14 protein-coding genes are annotated in these 23,317 nt (G+C 70.3%); 5 read left to right on the top strand and 9 right to left on the bottom strand.

Annotation, left to right across the window (positions count from 1 at the left end):
- Window positions 1–92 precede the first annotated feature (92 nt).
- The gene (gene rpmE / locus MYK68_RS07065; protein WP_247867166.1) at window positions 93–305 is read right to left on the bottom strand and encodes a 50S ribosomal protein L31; all 213 of its coding nucleotides are present in this window, start codon (window positions 303–305) and stop codon (window positions 93–95) included.
- A 281-nt stretch (window positions 306–586) separates the two neighbouring features.
- Here rpmE and MYK68_RS07060 point away from each other — a divergent pair, with 281 nt between their 5' ends.
- Genes MYK68_RS07060 through MYK68_RS07045 form a run of 4 tightly spaced genes read left to right on the top strand, consistent with a single transcriptional unit; the run spans window position 587 to window position 9,910 of the window.
- On the top strand, window positions 587–5,899 hold the full coding sequence (locus MYK68_RS07060) for a glutamate synthase-related protein (RefSeq protein ID WP_247867165.1): 5,313 nt from the start codon (window positions 587–589) through the stop codon (window positions 5,897–5,899).
- Window positions 5,900–5,911: 12 nt separating this feature from the next.
- A complete protein-coding gene (locus MYK68_RS07055) occupies window positions 5,912–7,708 on the top strand; it encodes a sulfite reductase subunit alpha (RefSeq protein ID WP_247867164.1) in 1,797 nt (598 codons plus the stop codon).
- Complete coding sequence (locus tag MYK68_RS07050; RefSeq protein WP_247867163.1) at window positions 7,708–8,685, top strand: ChuX/HutX family heme-like substrate-binding protein; 978 nt, start codon at window positions 7,708–7,710, stop codon at window positions 8,683–8,685. The genes MYK68_RS07055 and MYK68_RS07050 overlap by 1 nt, the downstream gene beginning before the upstream one ends.
- Before the next feature lie 49 nt (window positions 8,686–8,734).
- Entirely contained in the window at window positions 8,735–9,910 is a 1,176-nt protein-coding gene (locus tag MYK68_RS07045) for a diflavin oxidoreductase (RefSeq protein ID WP_247867162.1), read from the top strand.
- A 601-nt stretch (window positions 9,911–10,511) separates the two neighbouring features.
- Here the strand turns inward: MYK68_RS07045 and MYK68_RS07040 are convergent.
- From MYK68_RS07040 to argS, 7 genes are all read right to left on the bottom strand, one after another.
- A complete protein-coding gene (locus MYK68_RS07040; RefSeq protein ID WP_247867161.1) occupies window positions 10,512–12,764 on the bottom strand; it encodes a protein kinase domain-containing protein in 2,253 nt (750 codons plus the stop codon).
- A 466-nt stretch (window positions 12,765–13,230) separates the two neighbouring features.
- The gene (gene rho / locus MYK68_RS07035; RefSeq protein WP_247867956.1) at window positions 13,231–15,060 is read right to left on the bottom strand and encodes a transcription termination factor Rho; all 1,830 of its coding nucleotides are present in this window, start codon (window positions 15,058–15,060) and stop codon (window positions 13,231–13,233) included.
- A gap of 262 nt (window positions 15,061–15,322) precedes the next feature.
- Window positions 15,323–16,288, bottom strand: coding sequence for a homoserine kinase (gene thrB, locus MYK68_RS07030; protein WP_247867160.1), 966 nt, complete (start codon window positions 16,286–16,288; stop codon window positions 15,323–15,325).
- Between the two features lie 9 nt (window positions 16,289–16,297).
- Entirely contained in the window at window positions 16,298–17,383 is a 1,086-nt protein-coding gene (thrC, locus tag MYK68_RS07025; RefSeq protein ID WP_247867159.1) for a threonine synthase, read from the bottom strand.
- A complete protein-coding gene (locus tag MYK68_RS07020) occupies window positions 17,376–18,701 on the bottom strand; it encodes a homoserine dehydrogenase (RefSeq protein WP_247867158.1) in 1,326 nt (441 codons plus the stop codon). Before MYK68_RS07020 ends, thrC begins: the two co-directional genes overlap by 8 nt.
- Entirely contained in the window at window positions 18,694–20,115 is a 1,422-nt protein-coding gene (lysA, locus tag MYK68_RS07015) for a diaminopimelate decarboxylase (protein WP_247867157.1), read from the bottom strand. The genes MYK68_RS07020 and lysA overlap by 8 nt, the downstream gene beginning before the upstream one ends.
- Before the next feature lie 9 nt (window positions 20,116–20,124).
- Entirely contained in the window at window positions 20,125–21,777 is a 1,653-nt protein-coding gene (gene argS, locus MYK68_RS07010) for an arginine--tRNA ligase (protein ID WP_247867156.1), read from the bottom strand.
- 106 nt (window positions 21,778–21,883) lie between these two features.
- Here argS and MYK68_RS07005 point away from each other — a divergent pair, with 106 nt between their 5' ends.
- Entirely contained in the window at window positions 21,884–22,435 is a 552-nt protein-coding gene (locus tag MYK68_RS07005; RefSeq protein ID WP_247867155.1) for a Uma2 family endonuclease, read from the top strand.
- Window positions 22,436–22,456: 21 nt separating this feature from the next.
- Here MYK68_RS07005 and MYK68_RS07000 read toward each other — a convergent pair whose 3' ends face one another.
- Window positions 22,457–23,299 carry a shikimate 5-dehydrogenase gene (locus MYK68_RS07000; protein ID WP_247867154.1) on the bottom strand — a complete coding sequence of 281 codons (843 nt, stop codon included), beginning with the start codon at window positions 23,297–23,299 and terminating at the stop codon, window positions 22,457–22,459.
- Window positions 23,300–23,317 lie beyond the last annotated feature (18 nt).

Below are 23,317 nucleotides of genomic sequence, written 5' to 3'. Positions count from 1 at the left end.
ATGCCGCTCATTGAGCCTGTCGAAATGGAAGTAGATGCGAACGACGCCCGGCCTGCGATCGGAACGATCGTGAGCCGGGCGTCGTCTGCGAGCTACTTCTGGCGCTTGCCGTACCGCTTCTCGAAGCGGGCCACGCGGCCGCCGGTGTCGAGAATCTTCTGCTTACCGGTGTAGAACGGGTGGCACTGCGAGCAGACTTCGACGTTGATCCGTCCGTCCTTCTCGGTGCTCCGGGTCTCGAAGGTGTTACCGCAACCGCAGACGACGGTCGTCGCCACGTACTCGGGATGAATCTGCTGCTTCATGCGCTGGGTCCTTAATCTCTGTGGTCGCCGGGTCATCGGTGCGAAGACCCCGATGTGAACCGGAACCGGACTGACCGATCGATTATTCCACAGGCCGTCGGGCCGGGCGAAATCGAGCGGCTCGCCGCGCGGCGCCGGGACGACCGGAGTGTGACGGATATTTCATTTCTACTTAGTGTTGCCTAAGCTAAGTTCAGTTCACACGTGTGTCGCTTCACCGTCGCAGCGCCCACCGGCCCCATGCCCGTATCCCGGGTATCCCTGTCTGCGAGGTGAGTCCATTGCGACCCGAATCCACTGCTGCCGCGACCCTGTGGGATCCGGCGGGCGAGAAGAGCAGTTGCGGCGTCGGCTTCATCACCCGCAAGGACGGCGTGCAGAGCCACGACGTGATCACCATGGCCGCCGAGGCCCTCTGTTCGGTGCCGCACCGCGGCGGCATCAACGCCGAGGGCGTGGGCGACGGCGGCGGCGTCTCGATGGACCTCTCGCAGGCCTTCTTCCGGAAGATCACCGGTCAGCGCGACTTGCGGCTCGGCCGTTTCTGCGTCGGCAACTTCTTTCTCCCCGGCGACGACGCCGCGGCCTCGCAGGCCGCGCGCCTGATCACCTCCACGATGACCGATCGCGGCTTCACCGTCCTCGCCGACCGCGAGGTGCCGGTGGATGATTCGGCGCTGCCGCCGGCCGGACCCGCGGCCCAGCTGCCCATCCGCCAGTGGGTGTTCGCGGCCCCGGATCCGTGCCCGAGCCCGGCCGGCCTGGACCTGCTGGTCCAGGAAGCGCTGCTGCACATCGAGGCGATCGGCTACGCCGACCCGGCGCTGACCGGCCTGTACCCGCTCTCCCTGTCAGCCCGCACCCAGGTCCTCAAGGGCCGGCTCTCGTCGCACGAGGTGATCGACTATTTCGTCGATCTCGCCGACCCCGACCACGCCGTGCACACCCTGTACTTCCACACGCGCTTCTCCACCAACACCGATCCGCATCCGACGATCGCGCAACCGTTCCGCTACCTGGCCCACAACGGCGAGCTGAACACCGACAAGAAGAACCGGATCGCCCAGACCACCGCGGCCGCCGCCGCGCGGCGCACCGTCGTCCGGCCGCCCGGTCAGTCCGACAGTTCACGGCTGGACCAGACCGTCGCGACACGCGTCATCGAGGACGGCCTCGACCTGGTGACCGCGATCGTCTCGATGATGCCGCCGGCCTGGGAGAACGACCTCACCCTCTCCCCGCGCGTCCGCGCGATGTTCGAGTACTTCTCGCTCTACGAAGAGAAGAACGACGGTCCCGCGGCCGTCGTGTTCGGCGACGGCACCGTGATCGGCGCCCGCCTGGACCGGCTCGGCCTGCGCCCGCTCCGCTCGGTCGAGACCGCCGACTACCTCTGCGTCTTCTCCGAGGCGGGACAGATCGACATCGAACCGTCGACGGTCCTCTCCCGCGGCCGCGTCCGCGCGGGCGGAATGATCTACTACGACCACCGCGAACAGCGCACGTACACCACCGACGAGGTGTACGAGAAGCTCGCCGCCGCGGCCGACTACCCCGCGTTGCTCGCCGCCGCCAAGGTCGATCTCGCCGAACTGACCGGAGTCGACGGGCCCCGGCAGACCCCGCCGGCCACGACGCTCACCGATCACCAGCGCTACCGCGCGTACTACCTGGACCAGGAGAGTTTCCGCTTCTTCCTCGATCCGATGATCGAGACCGGCGGGGAACTGATCTCGGCGATGGGCTTCGGACTCGCGATCAACGCGCTGACCGATCGGGAGCCGAGCGTCGCGCGGTTCTTCAGCCAGCGGTTCGCGCAGGTGACAAACCCGCCGCTGGACAGTATTCGGGAAGCCGACGCCATGACCATGCGCGTCGCGCTCGGTGCCCGCCCGCAGGTCTTCGCCTCGGCCCGCGCGCGCGGCGACGAGTCCGCGACGTCGTGCCAGATCGTGCTCACCTCGCCGGTGATCTCCGGCGACCAGCTCGACGTCCTGACGACCCAGCGCCGGGTCCCGGTCGCCGAATTCGATGCGACGTCGCCGGTGCCGGGCGAGGCCGGCGGCGCGGCGGCGCTCTCCGCCGCCATCGAGACGCTGTGCGACGACGTGGTCGCCTTCGCCGGCGCCGCCGGCGGCATCGCGGTGCTCACCGACCGGCGTATCGGGCCGGACGCGATGGCCCTCCCCATGGTGTTCGCCGTGTCGGCCGTGAACCAGCGCCTGATCGCCGCGGGCCTGCGGTTGCGGGTGAGCATCGTCGTCGACTCCGGCCAGGTCGAATCGAGCCATCACCTGGCGCTGCTGCTCGGTTTCGGCGCGTCGGCCGTGCATCCGCACACCGTGCTGCGGCGAGCCGTCGACATGTTCGGGCCCGACGGCGCCGGCGCCGCGTTCGATCGGTGGCGCAAGGCGGCCGAGAAGTCGCTCGGCAAGACCATGGGCCGGGTCGGCCTGTGCACCGTCGAGAGCTACATCGGCGGCGAGTTCTTCGAACCCAACTTCCTCGACACCGACGACCCCGACCTGCACCGGTGGTTCGGCACCATGACCTCGCCCGCCGGTGGTGTCGGCCTGGCCCCGATCGCGGACGCCCTCGTGGCCGCCCACACCGCGGCGATGACCGGCGAGCTCACCGGCGACCGCGACCTGCCGCTGCTCGGCCTCTTCAAGGAGCGCGCCGACGGCGCCGGTCACTCGTTCGGGGCGACGGCCGTCCGCCGCTGGGAGGAGATGAACGCCGCCGGGCTCACCTACGACGGTGCCGAGCGCGATTCGCCCGACGCGGTGGGCGCCGGCGCCCCGGACGCTCTGCGGACGCTGACCCTCGCCGAACTGAACAGCGCGTTCGGGCTGACCGCGAAGGTCTACGACGGCAGCGGCTACGACCGGCTCACCGACGAGCAGATCGACGGATTCGCGATCACCGACGCCTACCGCATGTTCGCCGCCGACATCGCCGCGGCGCGTGCCGAGCGGCCGTCGACGGTCCGCGACGTGCTCGCGATCGCGCCCGCCGGGGACGCGGTACCGCTCGAGCTGGTGATGCCCGCACACGAGATCACCCCGGCGTTCGCGTCCGGCGCGATGAGCCACGGCGCCCTGGTCGCGGCGGCGCACGAGGCCGTCGCCCACGGCACCAACATGGTCGGCGCCCTCAGCAACAGCGGGGAGGGCGGCGAGCACATCTCCCGCTACGGCACCCTGCGGGCCTCGGCGATCAAACAGTTCGCCTCCGGCCGGTTCGGCATCTGGGCGGGCTACCTGGCCGATCCGAACCTGCGGGAACTGGAGATCAAGATCGGCCAGGGCGCCAAGCCCGGCGAGGGCGGTCAGCTGCCGGCGGCCAAGGTGACGGTGGAGATCGCCGCGGCCCGCGGCGGCACCCCGGGTGTCGAGCTGATCTCGCCGCCCCCGCACCACGACACCTACTCGATCGAGGACCTGGCCCAGCTGATCCACGACTGCAAGGCCGCCCGCGTGCGCGTGATCGTGAAGCTGGTCTCATCGGAGGGCATCGGCACGATCGCCGTCGGCGTGGCGAAGGCCGGCGCCGACGTCATCAACGTGGCGGGCAACACCGGTGGCACCGGTGCCGCCGCGGTCACCAGCCTGCGATACGCCGGCCGGGCCGCCGAGATCGGCCTCGCCGAGGTGCATCAGGCGTTGTGCGCCAACGGATTGCGGAAGAAGGTGATCCTGCGCGCGTCGGGGGCGCACCAGACGGGCCGCGATGTCGTCGTCTCGGCTCTGCTCGGCGCCGACAGCTTCGAGTTCGGCACCGCCGCGCTCATGTCGATCGGCTGCGTGATGGCCAAGAACTGCAACATCAAGTGCCCGGCCGGCCTCACCACCAATCCCGAACTCTTCGAGGGCGATCCGCGCGCGATGGCGCAGTACCTGCTGAACGTGGCCGCCGATGTCCGCGAGATCCTCGCGGGCCTTGGGCTGCGCAGCCTCCGTCAGGCCCGCGGCCGAGCCGACCTGCTCAGCGTGATCGACCATCCCGCGATGGTCGGCACCATTCGCCCGGACAAGCTGCTCGCCGTCGTTCCCGAGTCGGTGATCGACGAGCCGATCTACTACGAGGCCGACTTCCGCGTCGACGACGCGCTCCTCGAGCAGGTCCGCCGCGCCCTCGTCGAGCGGAATTCCGGCACCGTCGTCACCGAGCCCGTACACCTGGGCAACCGCGACAAGAGCGTCGGCGGCCGGCTGGCGATCGACCTCGAACGCCTCCTCAACTGGGAACTCGACGCCGAACGGGCCGACGCCCTGACCGCCGTGCTGCACGACGAGCGCGGGCGGCGCTACCTCGCACCCGACGCGGTGACGATCCCGACGACGGGTTCGGCGGGACAGTCGTACGCCGCCTTCTGCAACGACGGCCTGCGCATGACGCACAGCGGCACCTGCAACGACGGCGTCGGCAAGTCGATGTCCGGCGGCACCGTGGTGATCTCGTCACCCGGCGGCGGTTCGACGTCGGCCGGCGGAAACGTGCTGGTGGGCAACTTCGCGCTCTTCGGCGCGACCGGCGGGCGGCTGTTCGTCGAAGGTGAGGCCGGCGACCGCTTCGCCGTGCGGAACTCCGGAGCGACCGCCGTGGTCGAGGGGCTCGGCGAGTACGGCTGCGAGTACATGACCGGCGGGGCCGTGCTCAATCTCGGCGGCTACGGCAAGGGCCTGGCCAACGGGATGAGCGGCGGCTTCCTCTACCAGTACGACCCCGCGTGCCGCGTGGACGAGTATGTCAGCGCCGACTCGGTCATCCTCGGCTCGATCACCGGTGTCGACGACCCGTTCGCGGCGCTGCACCACGCCGCGGTGTTCCAGCTCGTGCAGTGGCACGCCGACGCGACCGGCTCGCGGCTCGCGACACGCCTCCTCCAGAACTGGGAGACCGAACGGCACTACATCACCTACGCGATGCCGAGAGCGCTCGTCGTGCACCAGGATTCGGCGACGATCATGGCGACGCTGGATCGTCGCGAGCTGCTCGACGAACTGTCCGGCGCCATCGCCGTCGACCAGGTCTGCGCACTCAAGCGCGGCGCCCGGACCGGGGTCCCGGTGATCGACGGCGCCGTGCCCGCGTTCGGGCACACCGACGACGAGGCCACCTACGCTCTCCTCGCCGCCTTCACCGTGTTCGAGCTCGCCCGGGAGGTGGCCGCGCGGCGCCTGCGCAAGTCGCGGCACGGCACCCGCCTGACGGCGAACGACAAGACCGTCGCACATGCGGCCCGCAATCTGGTCCTGACCGAGGACTTCGATCTGCTCGGCCGGGTGGCCCGGTACGCGCGGGACATCCTGGCCGAGTACCCGGCCGAGCATCTCGCGGCGCTCATCGGCGCCAAACGGGTCACCGACTACAAGCAGGCGCTCGCGCTGCGCAACGTCCGGTCGATGGACGCGCCGGCGACCTACGGCTGGCTCCTGTTGCAGGACGCGCGGAACCGGGAAGTGCTCGGCGAACTCACGAGCTTCGCCGAACTGTTCGCCACCCGCGCCGTACCCGACATCGCCGAGGCCATGCGCCCTCCCGCGCCGGCCTCGTCCACCGACCCCGCGGCTGTCGCCGCCCCGAGGTAGAAGGCGGTCCCCATGGAACTCCCCTACATTCCGTCCGACATCCCGTTCACCGGTGAGCAGAAGGCCTGGTTCGCCGGGTTCATGTCCGGTCTGCACACGCGCATGGCGATGCCGACCGGTGTGGCCGACGCGGCCCTCGCGGGAACGGCGACCAGCACGCTCGCGCCGGCCGGTGGTCCGGGCCCGCTGCTGATCGCCTACGGCACCCAGACCGGCAACGCCGAGATGATCGCCGAGCAGGCCGGCGAGGCGGCCGCGAGCCTCGGCTTCCGGGTGCGCGTCGCCGACATGGGCGACCTGACCGCGGCGGACATCGCCGCGTCCGGCAAACTGCTGGCGGTCGTGTCCACGTACGGCGAGGGCGACATGCCCGACGCCGCCGAGGATCTCTGGGGCGCGCTCGCCGAGGCCGGCGCACCGCGCCTGGAGGGTCTGCGCTACGCCGTGTGCGGGCTCGGCGACTCGATCTACGACGGTTTCTGTCAGGCCGCGAAGAACCTCGACGGCCGGCTCGCCGAACTCGGGGCCCAGCGTCTCGTCGACCGGGTCGAGTGCGACGTCGACTTCCAGCGCCCGGCCGACGCGTGGCTCCCCGGTGCGCTGCAAGCGCTCGCCGACGCTCCGGCGACCGCGCTCAGCACGACGGCGCCGTCTCCGTCGCCGTCGTCGAAGGACCCGGGAGAGGTCGCGTGGGGCCGCAAGAGGCCGTACCCCGCGACGATTCTCGCGAACTCGATCCTCTCGGGCCCCACCTCCGGCAAGGAGGTGCGGCACGTGGTGATCTCGTTGGGCGACAGCGGGATCGAGTACCAGGCGGGCGACGGACTCAGCGTGGTGCCGGTGAACGACGAGACGCTGGTCGCCGCGCTGCTGTCCCGGATCGGCGCGACCGGCGACGAGGTGATCACCGACCGCAAGACGCAGCGGACCCTGCGCGATGCGCTCACCCACCACTACGAGATCTCCACCCCGTCGAAGTATCTCGTCGACTACGTCGCCTCGCGCACCGGCGACGACGAACTGACGCACCTGTCGGTCACCGGCGACACCGACGCACTCGACGCCTGGCTGTGGGGCCGGGACGTGCTCGACGTCCTCAACGTGGATCCGTCGCTCACGCTGACGCCGGAGGAACTGATCGGCGAGCTGCGCCCGTTGGCGCCGCGCGTGTACTCGATCTCGTCGTCGCCGGCCGCCCACCCCGGCACCGTGCACCTCACCATGGCGACCGTCCGCTACACCTCGGAGAATCGGGAGCGAGGCGGCATCTGTTCGACCTTCCTGGCCGACCGCCGCGCGACCGGCGAGCAGGTGCACGTCTACATCACCCCGAACAAGGCGTTCCGGCTGCCCGAGGACGACGCCGCCCCGGTCATCATGGTCGGGCCCGGCACCGGTATCGCCCCCTTCCGGAGCTTCCTGCACGAGCGGGCGGCTCGCGGCGCCGTCGGCGAGAACTGGCTGTTCTTCGGCGATCAGCACCGCGACGCGGACTTCCTGTACGAGGCCGAGCTCGAGCAGTTCCGCGCCGACGGCGGGCTCACCCGCTTGGATCTGGCCTTCTCCCGCGACCAAGCGCACAAGGTGTACGTCCAGGACCGCATGCGCGAGCGGGGCGAGGAACTCTACCGATGGCTCGAGCGCGGCGCCTACCTCTACGTGTGCGGTGATGCGAGCCGGATGGCGCACGACGTCGACGTCGCGCTGACCGAGATCGTCGCCCGGCACGGCGGCATCGATGCCGAGAAGGCCGGCCTGTACGTCGGTGAGTTGAAGAAGGACAAGCGGTACTGCAGGGACGTGTACTGATGAATGGACAGCAGCCGGAGGATCGGTCACGCCCGGACGACTGCCCGTGCCGGAGGTGTCCACGCGCGCGGGGCCGCGGCACCGACCTGGAGCAGGTGCTCGACGCGCCGGGATCGGCGAGCACTCTCCTCGACGGTCCGGTCGACATCGTCCTGAGTGCGCTGCCCCTGCTGGATGAGGTGGTCGGTGTGACGGCCGCCGGCCCGGTGCTGACCAGCGCCACCGGCGCGCATGCCGCACCCATCGGCGCGGGCGGTCCCCTCCTCGCACCGGCCAGGACGATCGCCCTGCGCGTGCGGCCCGCCGCGCTGGGGCCGATGGTGATCACCGAACCGGTCGACCGCACTCCCCCGACGCTGCGCTTCTTCGACCGGGACGGCACCATCGCGCACGCCGTCTATCTGACGCGCGGCTCCGACCGGCTCGTCTTCGAGTCGCTGTCCCTGGTGGGGCCGTCGGTCGGCGGGGGCGGACTGGCCGGAGTCCACCTCGGCGAAGGACCGAGCACACCGGGTGACTCCGGCGACCAGCTCGCGATGCTCGACGATGTGCTCACCGACCGCGGATGCCGGCGCGGTGCAGCGTTGGCGAGCGGAACCCAGGCCGGCGCGATGCGCGTCGCGTCGTCGCAGGTCGTCGCCGCGCTCACGCACGCCGCCCGGCTGTCCATGCCGATCACCACCTGCGCCGTCGCACCCGGAATCCTCGCGATCCATCACGACCGCCTCGACGGGGTCCGCGAACACGCGGGCGTCATGGTCATGGCGTCCGGCGGCACCAGCACCATGATCGACTTCAATGACATCGAGCACTGCTGGCTCACCCGCGCCGACGGCTCGCGCGGACGCACGAGCGCCGTCGAACTGTACGACCGCCACGGCCGGTGCTGTTTCCTCGCCTCGGTGACCGGCCCGATCACCGAGTCGACGTGGGCCGGATGGGAGCAGCTGATCGATGATCTGCGCGACCACTCGTGACCGCCCGAGCCTGACGGGTACCGCGCGTACCGCGGGGTAGATTACGACCATGACGACCGAATCCGAGCGGCCCGCGGGCCGGGCCAAGAAGGTCCGCTGGTCTCGCCGCAATCCCTACGAGGCGCGGGTCATCGAGAACACCCTCCTCACCGCCCCGGAGAGCGAGAAGGAGGTTCGTCACCTGGTGCTCGACGTCGCCGACGCGGGTCTGGAATACGAGCCCGGCGACGCCGTCTCGGTGCTCCCCACCAACGACCCGTCGCTGGTCACGGCGATCATCGCGCGGCTCGGCGTGCCGCCGGAGACGGAGATCACCGACCGGAAGGGCTCGCAGACGCTGTCGAACGCGCTCACCCACGGGTTCGAGATCACCTCGGTGTCGATGTATCTGCTCGACCACCTGGCGAAGGCCCTCGGCAACACGGCGGCGGCCGCCCTGCTCGACGGTGACCGGGCCGACCTCGACGCCTGGGCGCGCGGCCGGGACGTGCTCGATCTGCTGAACCTGGAACCCGACTGGACGCCGACCCCGGAGGCGCTGCTCGCCGAGCTCCGGCCGCTCGCCGCGCGCACCTACTCGATCTCGTCGTCGCCGAACGTGCACGCCGGGACCATTCACCTGACCCCGGCGACCGTCCGGCACTTCGCCACCGACGACTGGGGCGACGGGCGCGACCGCGGCGGCGCGGCGTCGACGTACCTCGCCGACCGGGTGACGCCGGGCGACACCGTCGGCATCTACCTGACCCCGAACAAGAGTTTCCGCCTGCCCGAACCGGACACCGACATCATCATGATCGGCCCCGGTACCGGAATCGCCCCCTTCCGCGGCTTCCTGCACGAGCGCGCCACCGCCGGCGGCGCGGGCCGCAACTGGCTGTTCCACGGCGCCCGCCGCCGCGACCAGGACTTCCTGTACCGCGAGGAGATCCACGAACTGCACGCCGAGGGCGTCCTGGACCGCCTGGACGTGGCCTTCTCCCGCGAACAGGAGGAGAAGGTCTACGTCCAGCACCTGATGGACGGCCACGGCGAGGACCTCTACCACTGGCTGCGCGACGGCGCGGTCCTCTACGTCTGCGGCGACGCCGACGCCATGGCCGCCAGCGTCGACGACGCCCTGGTCTCGATCATCGCGACCAACGAGGGCCTCGACGACACCGCCGCCCGCGCCCGCCTGGAGGAACTGCGCACCGCCGGCCGCTACCGCCGCGACGTCTACTGACACTTCCTCTGGGACGAGCCCCCAGCCCGTCGAGCCGACCCGCCCCCACCACCCATCGAGCCGACCCTCCCCCACCGCCCGGCGAGCCGATCCGCCCACAGCCCGCTGAGCGGACTCGCCCCCACAGCCCGTTGAGCCGACCCGCCCCCACAGCCCGCTGAGCCGACTCTCCCCCACAGCCCGTTGAGCCGACCCGCCCCCACAGCCCGCTGAGCGGACTCTCCCCCACAGCCCGCTGAGCCGACCCGCCCCCACAGCCCGCTGAGCCGACTCGCCCCCACAGCCCGCTGAGCCGACCCGCCCCCACAGCCCGCTGAGCCGACCCGCCCCCACAGCCCGCTGAGCCGACTCGCCCCCACAGCCCGTTGAGCCGATCGAGGCGCTAGCCGAGATCGTGTCGAAACGCCCTCCTAGCAGCACATCTCCACACGGCCGACGATCTGGGCACCGCGGGAGCAAGACGTCGCGGATCTTGTCGCGGCCGAAATCTGTCGTGGACACGCCGCCGGATCCGGCAAGAATCGCGACATGTGTCGACCGGCGACACGATCCGCGACCGATCGCCGGGCGCGCCGGGGCCGGGGAAGCGCGGGGCGGTCGCTCAGAGCAGGCGACGGTTGCGGTCGTACAGCTTCCCGCCGACGGCGAGCAGCGTGTACCGATCGTCGAGCGTCTGGCGCCACAGCGGGGTGGACGAGTCGATCCCGAACGCGGCGAAGCTGTCCGAATCGAGCGAGACCAGCAGGCGCTCACCGTCGGTACCGAGAGCAGTCCCGAACTGCGCGTCGAAGGTCCCGGTCTTCCCGTCGTACGCGTCGAACCAGCCGAAGGGGTAACCGTCACCGTTCGACGCGGCGGTCCCGGCCGACGGAAACGTCACCACGACCTTGGTGCCGACCGCACCGGTGATCAGACCCGCGGGTTCGGGCCACGTCACAGTCGCGACGGGCTTTCCGGTCGCCGGGTCGAAGGTGGCCGTCTGCTTGGTCGCCTCGTCAGTGAGCACCGGCAACCCGGTGGCGCTCGCACCCTCGTCATAGCCGACCGGCGACCAGCCTCCCTCGACCGTCGCAGTCTTGGTGCCTGCCGCGTTGTACAACTCGACCCGATTGCCGGCGTTGATGACGAATCCCGTGCGGAAGGCTCCCCAGCTGGACTCCCGCTCCGGATCGAGCCCGGACGCCGCGTCCTCGGAGAACACCGTCCGTCCCGTCGCGATCTCCCTGACGGTGAACGTCCGGCCATCGGACAGCGCGATGACCGGTGATCCCTCGACCGGGAGTCGCCACGCGGAAGCCGAACTCTGCGCGGACCACTTCGCAGCTCCGTCGGCGCCGTACGCGGTGATCGCGCCGCTCTTGGCAATGGTCACGACCGTGTCGCCGGACACGATCACGCGGCCGCCGCGCCCCACGGACAACGGGTGGAGCTTGCCGGTGGCCAGGTCAATGATCACGTACGCGCCCTCCACGACATCCGTGGCGCACACCACCGCGTCGCCGGGCTCGAGACCGTGGCAGGAACTCAGCACGACACCCGAGCCGGGAACCGTCCACTGGTGGACGCCCTTGCCCGATCGCGCGTCCACCACGTAGACGGTCGCGCCACCGGAGCCACCGTCGCTAGTCATCATCACGTATCGTTCGTTGCCGCCGACCGCCTGCACCGACCGGGGACCCGCCCCGGTGAACACCCATTTCGGGTCCGTGGGTGCGCTCTTCAGCGAAGCCATGTCCGGGGTCACCAGGAGGCGGCCGTTACGCGCCGAACCTCCGTCGTCGCCGCGCCCCAGCGTCACCACCAGTGCGACGACCAGCGCGATCACCACGACGACCGCGGCGGCGACTCCCGCGATCACCCGGCCCGATCGCCGCGGGCGTCTCCCTGGTACGGGCGCGGACGGCACCGGGACAGCCGGGGCGGGCGGCACGACGACGGGCGGTACGACAGCCGTCGGCACCGCGGCGGTCGCCGAGTGCGGAGCCCCGGGAGCGGATGGGACCGTCGGCGACGGTGCGGCATGAATCGCGCCGCCGAGGGCTCCGGCGAGCGCGTCGACGAAGGCAACGCTCGTCGGGAATCGGTCGGCGGGGTTCTTGGCGAGGGCCCGGAAGAACACGGCGTCCACCGCCGGCGGCAGGCCGGGATTGCGTTGCACCGCACTCGGAATCGGCGAGGTCACGTGCTGAACCAGGATGGCCCCGGCATTCACACCACCGTACGGCGCGCTTCCGGCGAGCAACACGAACGCGGTGCACGCGAGCGCGTATTGGTCGGCCCGGGCGTCGACGGCCATACCCTGCAGTTGCTCGGGTGAGGCGTAGGTGACGGTCCCGACCGTCATCCCGGTCCCGGTCAACTCCGCCGCCTCCGACACCAGATGCGCGATCCCGAAATCCGTCAGCAACGCCCGGCCACGACGATCGACCAGAGTGTTCGCCGGCTTCACGTCCCGATGCACCAGCCCGTACCCGGCCGCCTCATCCAGCGCCGAAGCGATCTCCCCCAGCCACCGCACCGTATCGGCGAACGGCACCGGCCCACGGGCCGTCACCGCGGTCAGATCCGCGCCGTCGATCAACTCCAGCGTGATCCACAGCCGCCCCTCGGCCTCCCCACGGTCGTACACCTTCACGATGTTCGGATGACTGAACCCGGCCACCGCATCGGCCTCCCGCTCGAAGCGGCGCCGGAACTGATCGTCGGCGGCGAGCCCCGGAGCCAGTATCTTCAGGGCGTCCCTGCGCGGAAGACGCGGATGCCGAGCGACATACACCTCGCCCATGCCACCCGCCCCGAGTAGCCGTTCGATCGTGTACCCGGCGAAGACCTCGCCGGACTGCAATGTGCTCACCCGCCCCCTCACATCGACCCCGGTAACGCTACCCTCCCCAGTTTCGGGGCTCGGCTTCGACACGGTCTGCGCCCCGCCACCTGGCGGGAACTTCCAGAGCGGATCCGAAGGGTGGTCTCAACTTCGCTCGACCAGCATGGGCCACACGCCAGGCGAGCAAGATGTCGCGGATCTTGTCGGGCCCGAAATCTGTCGCGGACACGCCGAGAGATCCGGCAAGATCCGCGACATCTGTCGAAGCGCGACACGATCCGCGTCATATCCGCCGGGGTCAGTCGCTATCGAGCTCGCCCAGGGCCGTCTGGACTCGGCGAGGCGGAGAATAGTCCAGGCAACGCTCCCGCGCCAAGGCCACTTCGCCAGGCGTCCACGCCGAACACGTCGATCGACGCGGCCACCCTGCACCGCGCGGAGCGCCGACGACTGACCCACCCAGACGACGGAAGCCAGACGAAAAGACCCGAGGTCAGTCGTTGTCGATACCGCCCGGGGCGGTCTTGGAGACCTGCATCAGGAACTCGACGTTGTTCCGCGTCTTCTTCAGCTGGCTCACCAGCAGGTCGATCGCCTGCTGGCTGTCCAGGCCGGCGAGGAGCCGGCGCAGCTTGTGCACGATCGCGAACTCGTCGGGCGAGAGCAGCAGCTCATCCTTGCGGGTGCTCGACAGGTTGACGTCGACGGCCGGGAAGACGCGGCGCTCGGAGATCTTGCGGTCGAGCTTGAGCTCGGCGTTGCCGGTGCCCTTGAACTCTTCGAAGATCACCGTGTCGCCGGTCGAGCCGGTCTCCACCAGCGCGGAAGCGATGATGGTGAGCGAACCGCCGTTCTCGATGTTGCGCGCCGCGCCGAGGAACCGCTTCGGCGGGTACAGCGCGGTGGAGTCGACACCACCGGACAGGATACGGCCCGACGCCGGGGAGGCGTTGTTGTAGGCGCGGCCCAGGCGGGTGATCGAGTCGAGCAGCACGACGACGTCCTTGCCCTGTTCCACGAGACGCTTGGCGCGTTCGATCGCCAGTTCGGCGACGGTGGTGTGGTCCGACGGCGGGCGGTCGAAGGTGGAGGCGATGACCTCGCCCTTCACGCTGCGCTGCATGTCGGTGACCTCTTCGGGCCGTTCGTCCACCAGCACGACCATGAGATGGCACTCGGGGTTGTTGGTGGTGATCGCGTTCGCGATGTCCTGCAGGATGGTGGTCTTACCGGCCTTCGGCGGCGACACGATCAGGGCGCGCTGGCCCTTGCCGATCGGCATGATCAGGTCGATCACGCGCGTCGACAGCCGCTCGGGCGTGGTCTCCAGCCGCAGGCGCTGATTCGGGTACAGCGGCGTCAGCTTGGTGAAGTCGGGCCGCTTGCGCGACAGCTCCGGATCGCCGCCGTTGACGGTGTCCAGGCGGACCAGCGGGTTGAACTTCTGCCGCTGGTTGCCGCCCCCGCCGCCCTGCTCGCCGTCGCGCGGCACCTTCACGGCACCGGTGATCGCGTCGCCGCGCCGCAGGCCGTAGCGGCGGACCATGTTCATCGAGACGTAGACGTCGTTCGGGCCGGGCAGGTAGCCGGAGGTCCGGACGAAGGCGTAGTTGTCGAGCACGTCGAGGATGCCGGCGACCGGTGCGACGACGTCGCCCTCGTTCAGCTGCGGCTCCGCCCCGCCGCCACCGTCGCCACGATCGCGGTTGCGGCGGTTGCGTTCCCGCAGCCGACGGCCGCGGCGGCGGCCGCCGCCCTCACCGTCGTCCGACGGGCCCTGGTTGCCCTGGTTCTGGTTGCCCTGGTTCTGGCCGCCCTGCCCCTGGTTGCCCTGGTTCCGCTGGCCGCCCTTGTTGCCGCCGTCGTTCCTGTTTCCGTCGTTCCTGTTTCCGTCGTTCCTGTTGCCGTCGTTCTTGTTGCCGTCGGACTTCTCGCCGCGCGCGTCGTTGTTCTTGTCGGCGGTGTTCTTGTCGCCCTGCTTGGCCGCACCCTTGTCACCGTTGTCCGGCTTGTTGGCCCCGTTCCGGTTCTCACCGTTCCGGTTGTCGCGGTTCTCGCCGCGCCGCGCGCCGCGGCCGCGCTCCTCGCCCTGCTCGGGGCCGGACTTCGGCGCGGAATCGGCCGGGGCCTTCTCCGCCGGGGCCTTCTCGGCCGTCTTCGCGACGACGGGCTTGTCGGCGGCGGGCTTCTCGGCAGGTGCGGTGTTCGCGGCCCCACCGGACTGCTGAGCGCGGATCGCGTCGATCAGCGCGCCCTTGCGCATTCCCGAAATGCCCTTGATGCCCAGGCCGGCGGCCACGGTGCGGAGTTCCGGGAGCAGCATGCTGCTGAGGCCGCGCTTGGCCGTGTCGGGAGTGCTCAGGTCCGTATCGGTCACGGATGTCCTTTCGTTGCCCGCGGCAGAGGCCGCCGGGCCCACAACAATGAAGAAGTGGTGTGGAGATTCTCTGTGCTCCGCCGCGGCGAAAGATCACGACCGGCCGACGCTGCGGCCGGTCGGAGTCGACGGCCTGTGGCGGTGTGTACCGAAGACGTGAGAGAAGATGTCTTCGCGGCGGAACGCTGCCAGTGTAGCACCGTACCGGTCAGTTGTGGGGTTTGACACCCTCGCCGATGGGCAGCGACAGCATCGCGAAGCCGTGTTCGGCCCCCAGGGCGCGGGCGTCGTCGCCGAGTTCGGCCTCCCCCAGCACCAGGACCGACGGACCGGCGCCCGACACGGTCGCCGCGTGTCCGCGGCGCCGCAGCTCCGCGACCAGCGCCGTGGTCTCCGGCAGCGCCGTCGATCGGTAGTCCTGATGCAGGCGGTCCCGGGTGGCCTCCATCAGACAGCCGGGATCGCTGGTGAGTGCGACGACGGCCAGTGCCGCACGACTCAGGTTGAAGATCGCGTCGCCGCGGGGCACCGCGTCGGGCAGCAGCCCGCGGGTCACGGCCGTCGACGACTCGATCTGCGGGACGAACGCGGTGGCGACGATCGCCGGGTGCAGGTGCAGGCGGCGGGCGAAGTAGCCGGTGTGGCCGGACTCGTCGGTCATCCAGGTCACCACGGCGCCGCCGAGCACGCTGGCGGCGGCGTTGTCGGGGTGCCCCTCGAACTCACCGGAGAGCTGCACCAACTCGTCGTCGGTGAGCGCGGGACGTCGTCCGTCGGCGGCGATGAGCGCCGACGCGGCGGCCAGCCCGCCGACCACCGCCGCGGCCGACGACCCCAGGCCGCGCGAGTGCGGAATGACGTTGGTGCACTTCAGGTGCAGTCCCGGCGCGGCGATACCGGCGAACTCCAGACCGCGAATCACCGCGCGGGCCACCAGATGACGGCCGTCGCGCGGCACGTCGCCGGCGGCCTCGCCGGTCACCTCGACGGCCACGCCGCCGTCGGTCACCGTCACGACGATGTCGTCGTACACGCCCAGCGCCAGGCCGAGACAGTCGAAGCCGGGGCCGAGGTTGGCCGACGACGCCGGGACGCGCACGCCGGCACGCAGGCCGGGGCTCAGCCGCAGGTCCGCGTCCGGTGCGCCGAGCAGCGCGAGGGGGCTAGCACTCATGAGGACGTACTATCCCACGCCGAGCGCCCCGGCGACCGCAACCGGGTCGACGGCGATGGCATCCACCTGCGGCATGTCGCGCAGGGCGGTGTCCGGATCCTTCAGGCCGTTGCCGGTGACGGTGCAGACCACCAGCGAGCCGGGCTTCACCCAGCCGTCGGCGTGAGCGGCGAGCAGGCCGGCCACGCTGGCGGCCGAGGCGGGCTCGACGAAGACGCCGACCTTCCCGGCGAGCAGGCGGTAGGCCTCCAGCAGCTTCTCGTCGGTCGCGGCCCGGAACTGGCCGTTCGACTCCTCCTTGGCGGCGACGGCCTGGTTCCAGCTGGCCGGGGCACCGATGCGGATCGCGGTGGCGATGGTCTCCGGGTTCAGTACCGGCTCGCCGAGGACGAGCGGCGCGGCGCCGGCGGCCTGGACGCCGAGCATCCGCGGCAGCGCGTCGATGATCCCGTCGGCGTGGTACTCCTTGTAGCCCTTCCAGTACGCGGTGATGTTGCCCGCGTTGCCGACCGGGAGAGCGTGCACGTCGGGGGCCCGGCCGAGGACGTCGACGATCTCGAACGACGCCGTCTTCTGGCCCTCGATGCGAGCCGGATTCACCGAGTTGACCAGCTCGATCTCCGGGTAGTCGGAGGTCACCTTGCGGGCCAGCTCCAGACAGTCGTCGAAGTTGCCCTGCACCTGGATCACCTTGGCACCGTGCATCACGGCCTGGGCCAGCTTGCCCATCGCGATCTTGCCCTCGGGGATCAGCACCGCGCTGGTGATGCCCGCGCGGGTGGCGTAGGCGGCCGCCGAGGCGGAGGTGTTGCCGGTGGACGCGCACAGCACGGCGCGCTTGCCGTTGTTGACGGCGGTGGTGACGGCCATCGTCATGCCGCGGTCCTTGAACGACCCTGTCGGGTTGAGGCCCTCGACCTTGAGGTAGACCTCGCAGCCGGTGACCTCGCTGAGGTACGGCGCCGAGATCAGCGGGGTGCCGCCCTCGAGCAGCGTCACGATCTTCCAGTCGTCGCCGACCGGCATGCGCGAGCGGTAGGCCTCGATCAGGCCGGGCCAGCCGCGGTGAACAGGTGCGTAGGTGGTGTCAGTCATCGGTTCCCTCCAGGCGGAGCACACTGGACACCTCGATCACGGAGTCCATTTCTTCAAGTCCGGCAACGGTTTCCGACTGAGCGCGGTCGGAGGCGCGATGGGTGACGATGATCAGGCGCGCGTCCTCGCCCGCACCCTCCTGGCGCATGGCGGAGATGCTCACGCCGCGTTCGGCGAACGCGCCGGAGATCTGGGCGAGCACACCGGGGCGGTCGGCGACGCGCATCGACACGTAGTAGCGGGTGGGCACGTCGTCGATCGGCGCGATCGGCAGCGACGCGTAGGTCGACTCCAGCGGACCGCGGCCGCTGTAGACGCGGTTGCGCGCGGCCATCACCAGATCGCCCATCACGGCGGCGGCGGTGGGCGCGCCACCGGCGCCCTGCCCGTAGAACATCAGCCGGCCGGCGTTCTCGGATTCGACGACGACGGCGTTGAACGCACCGTTGACGGCCGCCAGGGGATGCTCCAGCGGAATCAGCGCCGGGTAGACGCGTGCCGAAATCCGTTCTGCCCCTTCATCATTCAGTCGCTCGCAGATCGCGAGGAGCTTGACGGTGCAGTCGAACTTCTTCGCCGCTTCGAGGTCGTCGGCGGTGATCGCGGTGATGCCCTCGCGGTAGACGTCGTCGGCGGTCACCCGCGAGTGGAAGGCGATGGAGGCGAGAATGGCGGCCTTGGCGGCGGCGTCGTAGCCCTCCACGTCGGCGGTCGGATCGGCCTCGGCGTAGCCCAGGCGACCGGCCTCGGCGAGCACGTCGGCGTAGTCGGCGCCGGTCTCGGCCATCTCCGAGAGGATGTAGTTGGTGGTGCCGTTGACGATGCCTGCCACCCGGTTCACCGAGTCACCGGCGAGCGACTGGGTCAGCGGCCGGATCACCGGGATCGCACCGGCGACGGCGGCCTCGAAGTACAGGTCGACGCGATTGCGCGCCGCCGCCTCCGACAGCTCGCCGGAATACGCAGCCATCAGCGCCTTGTTGGCGGTGATCACCGACTTGCCGGCCTCCAGAGCGGCGCGGATCAGCGTCCGCGGCGGCTCGATGCCGCCGACCAGCTCCACCACGAGGTCCACGTCGTCACGGGCGACGAGTGCCTCGGCGTCGCCGGTCAGCAGCGCCGGGTCGATGCCCGGGCGTTCCCGCGCGGTGTCGCGCACGGCGACACCGCGCAGCTCCACCGGCGCACCGACGCGGGCGCGGATGTCGTCGGCGTTCTCGATGAGGATGCGGACCACTTCGGTGCCGACATTGCCCATCCCCAGGACCGCGACGCCGATCGGGCGCCCCGGAAGCTCCTGCACTGCGGAGTCACTCATTGCCTACCTCCAGGCTCAGGAAGTCATCGACGCTCTCTCGCCGCAGCAGGGTGCGGGCGGCGCCGTCGCGAACCGCCACCACCGCGGGCCGCGGCACCAGGTTGTAGCGGCTCGACATGGAATAGCAGTACGCGCCGGTGGCGCCGACGGCCAGCAGGTCACCGGGCCGCAGGTCCTCGGGCAGCCAGCAGTCGCGGACGACGATGTCCCCGCTCTCGCAGTGCTTGCCGACCACGCGGCACACCACGGCGCGGGCCTGCGACGCGCGCGAGGCCAGCCGGACGTCGTACTCGGCGTCGTACAGCACGGTGCGGATGTTGTCGCTCATACCGCCGTCCACCGAGACGTACCGTCGCACGGCCTTGCCGTCGAGCGCGACGTCCTTGACGGTGCCGACGCGGTAGAGGGTGACACCGGCCGGTCCGGCGATGGCGCGGCCGGGTTCGACGGCGATCTTCGGGGTCGGCAGTCCGAGTTGTGCGGACTCCCGCTGAACGATCGCGGCCAGCGCATCGGCGAGGACCTTGACCGGCGGCGGATCATCGCTCGGCATGTACGAAATGCCCAGTCCCCCACCGAGATCCAACGTCTCGATCTGCGAGGTCTTCGCGACGCCGAACTCGGCGACGATCTCGGCGAGCAGGCCGAGGACACGGTGGGCGGCCAGTTCGAAGCCGTCGATCTCGAATATCTGCGAGCCGATGTGGCTGTGCAGGCCGACCAGGCGCAGATGGTCGGTGGCGAACACGGCCCGCACGGCGTCCATCGCCACTCCGCCGTTCAGCGCGAAGCCGAACTTCTGGTCCTCGTGGGCGGTCGAGATGAACTCGTGGGTGTGCGCCTCGACGCCCGGAGTGACGCGGACCAGCACGTCCGCGACCACGCCGCGCTCCCCGGCGAGGCGGTCCAGGCGCTCGATCTCGATCATCGAATCGAGCACCACGTGCCCGATGCCCGCGTCGAGCGCGGCGGCCAGCTCGGTCTCGCTCTTGTTGTTGCCGTGCAGGGCGATCCGCTCGGCCGGGAAACCGGCGCGCAGGGCCACCGCGAGCTCGCCGCCGGAACACACGTCGAGCGACAGGCCCTCGGATTCGACCCACGTGGCGATCTGCACCGAGAGGAAGGCCTTCGACGCGTAGTGCACGCGGCCGTAGGGCGCGAAGGCCGCTTGCATGTCGGCGCAGCGCGAACGGAAGTCGTCCTCGTCGTAGACGAAGAGCGGCGTCCCGTAGTCGGCGGCCAGTCGGTCGACGGTCACTCCGGCGATCTCCAGGACACCATCGGCATCACGAGAAGCGTTGCGCGGGAAGACATTTGCGGGAATCTCGGCCATCGCCTCGGGGGAACTCGGCCGCTCCGCGAGATGCGGGGCGGCCAGGATCTCGGCGTGCCGGGGGCCTGCGGGGTGTGCCATATCGGTTCTCTACATCCGTTCGGGGGCGCTGACGCCGACCATGTCGAGGCCGTTGGCGAGCACCTGGCGGGTCGCGGCGCACAGGGCGAGACGCGCGGCATGCACGTCGCCCGCCTCCTCGTCACCCTGGGGCAGCACGCGGCAGTGGGCGTAAAAGCGGTGGTAGCTCCCGGCGAGGCTTTCCAGGTAGCGCGGAATCCGGTGCGGCTCACGCAGTTCCGCGGCGGTGGCCACCGTGGAGCCGAAGTCGCCGAGGGTCCGGATCAGCTCACCCTCGGCCGGGTCGGTGAGCAGGTCGAGGTGATCGAGGCTCGCGGTCAGGCCCAGTTCCGCGGCGTTGCGGGCGAGCGCGCAGAGTCGCGCGTGGGCGTACTGCACGTAGTAGACCGGATTCTCCGCGGACTGCTTGCGCAGCAGGTCGAGGTCGATGTCGATGTTGGCGTCGATGGACGAGCGGATCAGCGCGTAGCGGGCGGCGTCGACGCCGACGGCCTCCACGAGGTCGTCGAGGGTGATGACGGTGCCAGCCCGCTTGCTCATGCGGACCGACTTGCCGTCGCGCACCAGGTTCACCATCTGCCCGATCAGCACCTCGACGCTGTCCGCGTCGTAGCCGAGCGCGGCCGCGGCCGCCTTCAGGCGCACCACATAGCCGTGGTGGTCGGCGCCGAGCATGTAGATGAGGTGATTGAAGCCGCGGTCGTGCTTGTCCTTGAGGTACGCGATGTCACCGGCGATGTAGGCGGCGTTGCCGTCGCTCTTGAGGACCACACGGTCCTTGTCGTCGCCGTAATTGGTGGAGCGCAGCCACCAGGCACCGTCGGCCTCGTACAGGTTGTCGCTGGCCTTGAGGTCGGCGATCGCGTCCTCGACCAGGCCGCGATCGAACATCGAGTTCTCGTGGGTGTAGACGTCGAAGACGGTGCCGAACTCGGCGAGCGTCCGCTTGATGTGGGTGAACATCAGGTCGACACCCTGCGCGCGGAAGGTCTCCAGGCGCTCGTCGTCGGACTCGTCCAGCACGCCCGGGTGAGCGGCGACCACCGCGTCGGCGATGTCGTTGATGTACTCGCCGGCGTAGCCGTCCTCCGGCGCCGGGAGACCGCGGGCGGCGGCCTCGAGAGAGCGGGCGAAGCGGTTGATCTGTTCGCCGTGGTCGTTGAAGTAGTACTCGCGGGTCACCGTGGCGCCGCGGGCGGCCAGAACACGGCCGAGGGCGTCGCCGACGGCGGCCCAGCGGGTGCCGCCGAGGTGGATCGGGCCGGTCGGGTTGGCCGAGACGAATTCGAGGTTGACCACCGAATCGGCGAGTTCGTCGCCGAGACCGTACTTCTCGCCCTGCTCCAGGATGGTCGCCACGGTCGCGTTCTGCGCCGCGGCGGCCAGCCGCAGGTTCACGAAACCCGGACCGGCGAAGTCGGCGTCGTCGATGCCGTCGGACGCCCGCAGTTCCTCGACCAGCCAGCCGGCCAGCTCGCGCGGGTTGACGCCGGCCCGCTTGCCCAGCTGAAGTGCGATGTTGGTGGCGTAGTCGCCGTGCTCAGGGTTGCGGGGCCGCTCCACCACCACGGTCTCGGGGACGAGCGAAACGTCCAGGTCGTGCGCGGCGAAAACAGCCAGCGTCGCAGCACGAATCAGGGCGGCGAGATCGGTGGGAGTCACGGCTCCCCATTCTATGGCCGCGCCGGTCGCGGGCGACAATCGGGCTGCGGCCGGGCCTGTGGACAACGCGCTTTCCGCCGTCCGGGTGCGCGCCTATCGTGGTCGTATGACCGCGCAGCACTCCCCCATGCCCGAGCCTCTCGGGTTGCTGACGCTGTCCGACTGGGCCGCGATGCCCGAGGACGAGCTCGTTCACACCGAGCTGCAAGAGGGCGTACTGCGGGTGTCACCGAGGCCGAGACAAGAGCATCAGAACGCGCAGTTCGAGATGCTGGCGGCGCTGCGTGCCGCCTGCCCGCCGGGTATACAGGGATTCGGCGAGATCGATGTCGTCGTCGAAGCGCGCGGCCCCGCGACGGTGCGAGTGCCCGACATCGCCGTGATCCGCACCGGAGGCCCACAGCCTGTCGCGGCCTCGGACGTCGTCCTCGTCGTGGAGATAGTCTCCCCGGGCAGTGCCGGGACCGACCGGGTGATGAAGCGGTACGAATACGCCCGCGCGGGCATCCCGCACTACTGGATTCTGGAACCCGACCGCTCACTCACCGTGCTGAGACTCGGCGACGACGGCGAGTACACCGAATCGTGTCCGCCCGTCACCGGCGTGTTCCGTACCGCCGATCCGTTCCCCGTCGAGATCGACCTGCCGGGGATGTGAACGTCGTGACCGGCGGCGCCCCTACGACCTCGCGTATTCCGACGCCGCCCGGACCAGTTCGGGCGGCGGGGTGACACCGGTGTACAGCACGAACTGCAGTGCCGCCTGACCGGCGATCACCGCGTCGCCGCTGATCACCGGCTTGTCCGCGGCGCGCAGTCGTCGTACCAGCGGGGTGTCCGGCGGCATCGCGACCACGTCGAACCCGGCCAGGGCGGCGTCGATCACCGCGTCCGGGAAGGGTGCCGACTCCGCCGCGTCACCCGCCATCCCGATCGGGGTGGCGTTGACCAGGAGCGCGGGGCGGTCGTCGTCGTTCAGCACCGGGCGGTAGGCGAACCCGTAGCGGCCGGCGAGGTCGGTGCCGGTGGAGGTGTTGCGGGCGACGACGGTGACGTCGCCGAACCCGGTGTCGCGCAAGGCCGCCACCACGGCCTTGGCCATCCCGCCGCTGCCGGCGACGGCGACCGGCCAGGCGCGGTCGAATCCGGACCCCTCGAGCAGGTCGGCGACGGCCTGATAGTCGGTGTTGTAGGCGCGCAGCACCCCGTCGTCGTTGACGATCGTGTTCACCGATTCGATCGCCGCGGCCGACGGTTCCATGATGTCGACCAGGTCGATCACCGCTTCCTTGTACGGCATCGATACCGCGGCGCCGCGGATCGGGAGGCCGCGGATGCCTTCGACGGCGGCGGCGAGGTCGCGCGGTGCGAAGGACTTGTAGACGTAGTTCAGCCCGAGCGCGTTGTACAGGTAATTGTGGAATCGGGTGCCGTGGTTCGACGGCCGCGCGGCGAGCGAGACGCAGAGCGCGGTGTCGCGGTCGAGGGCGCGGGCGTGCGGCGGGTCCGGCAGGTCGGTCATGTGCTCAGCGTAGGCGGA

This window comes from Gordonia sp. PP30 (assembly GCF_023100845.1).
Lineage (GTDB): Bacteria > Actinomycetota > Actinomycetes > Mycobacteriales > Mycobacteriaceae > Gordonia.
This window is presented reverse-complemented; position numbering and strand designations above follow the sequence as displayed.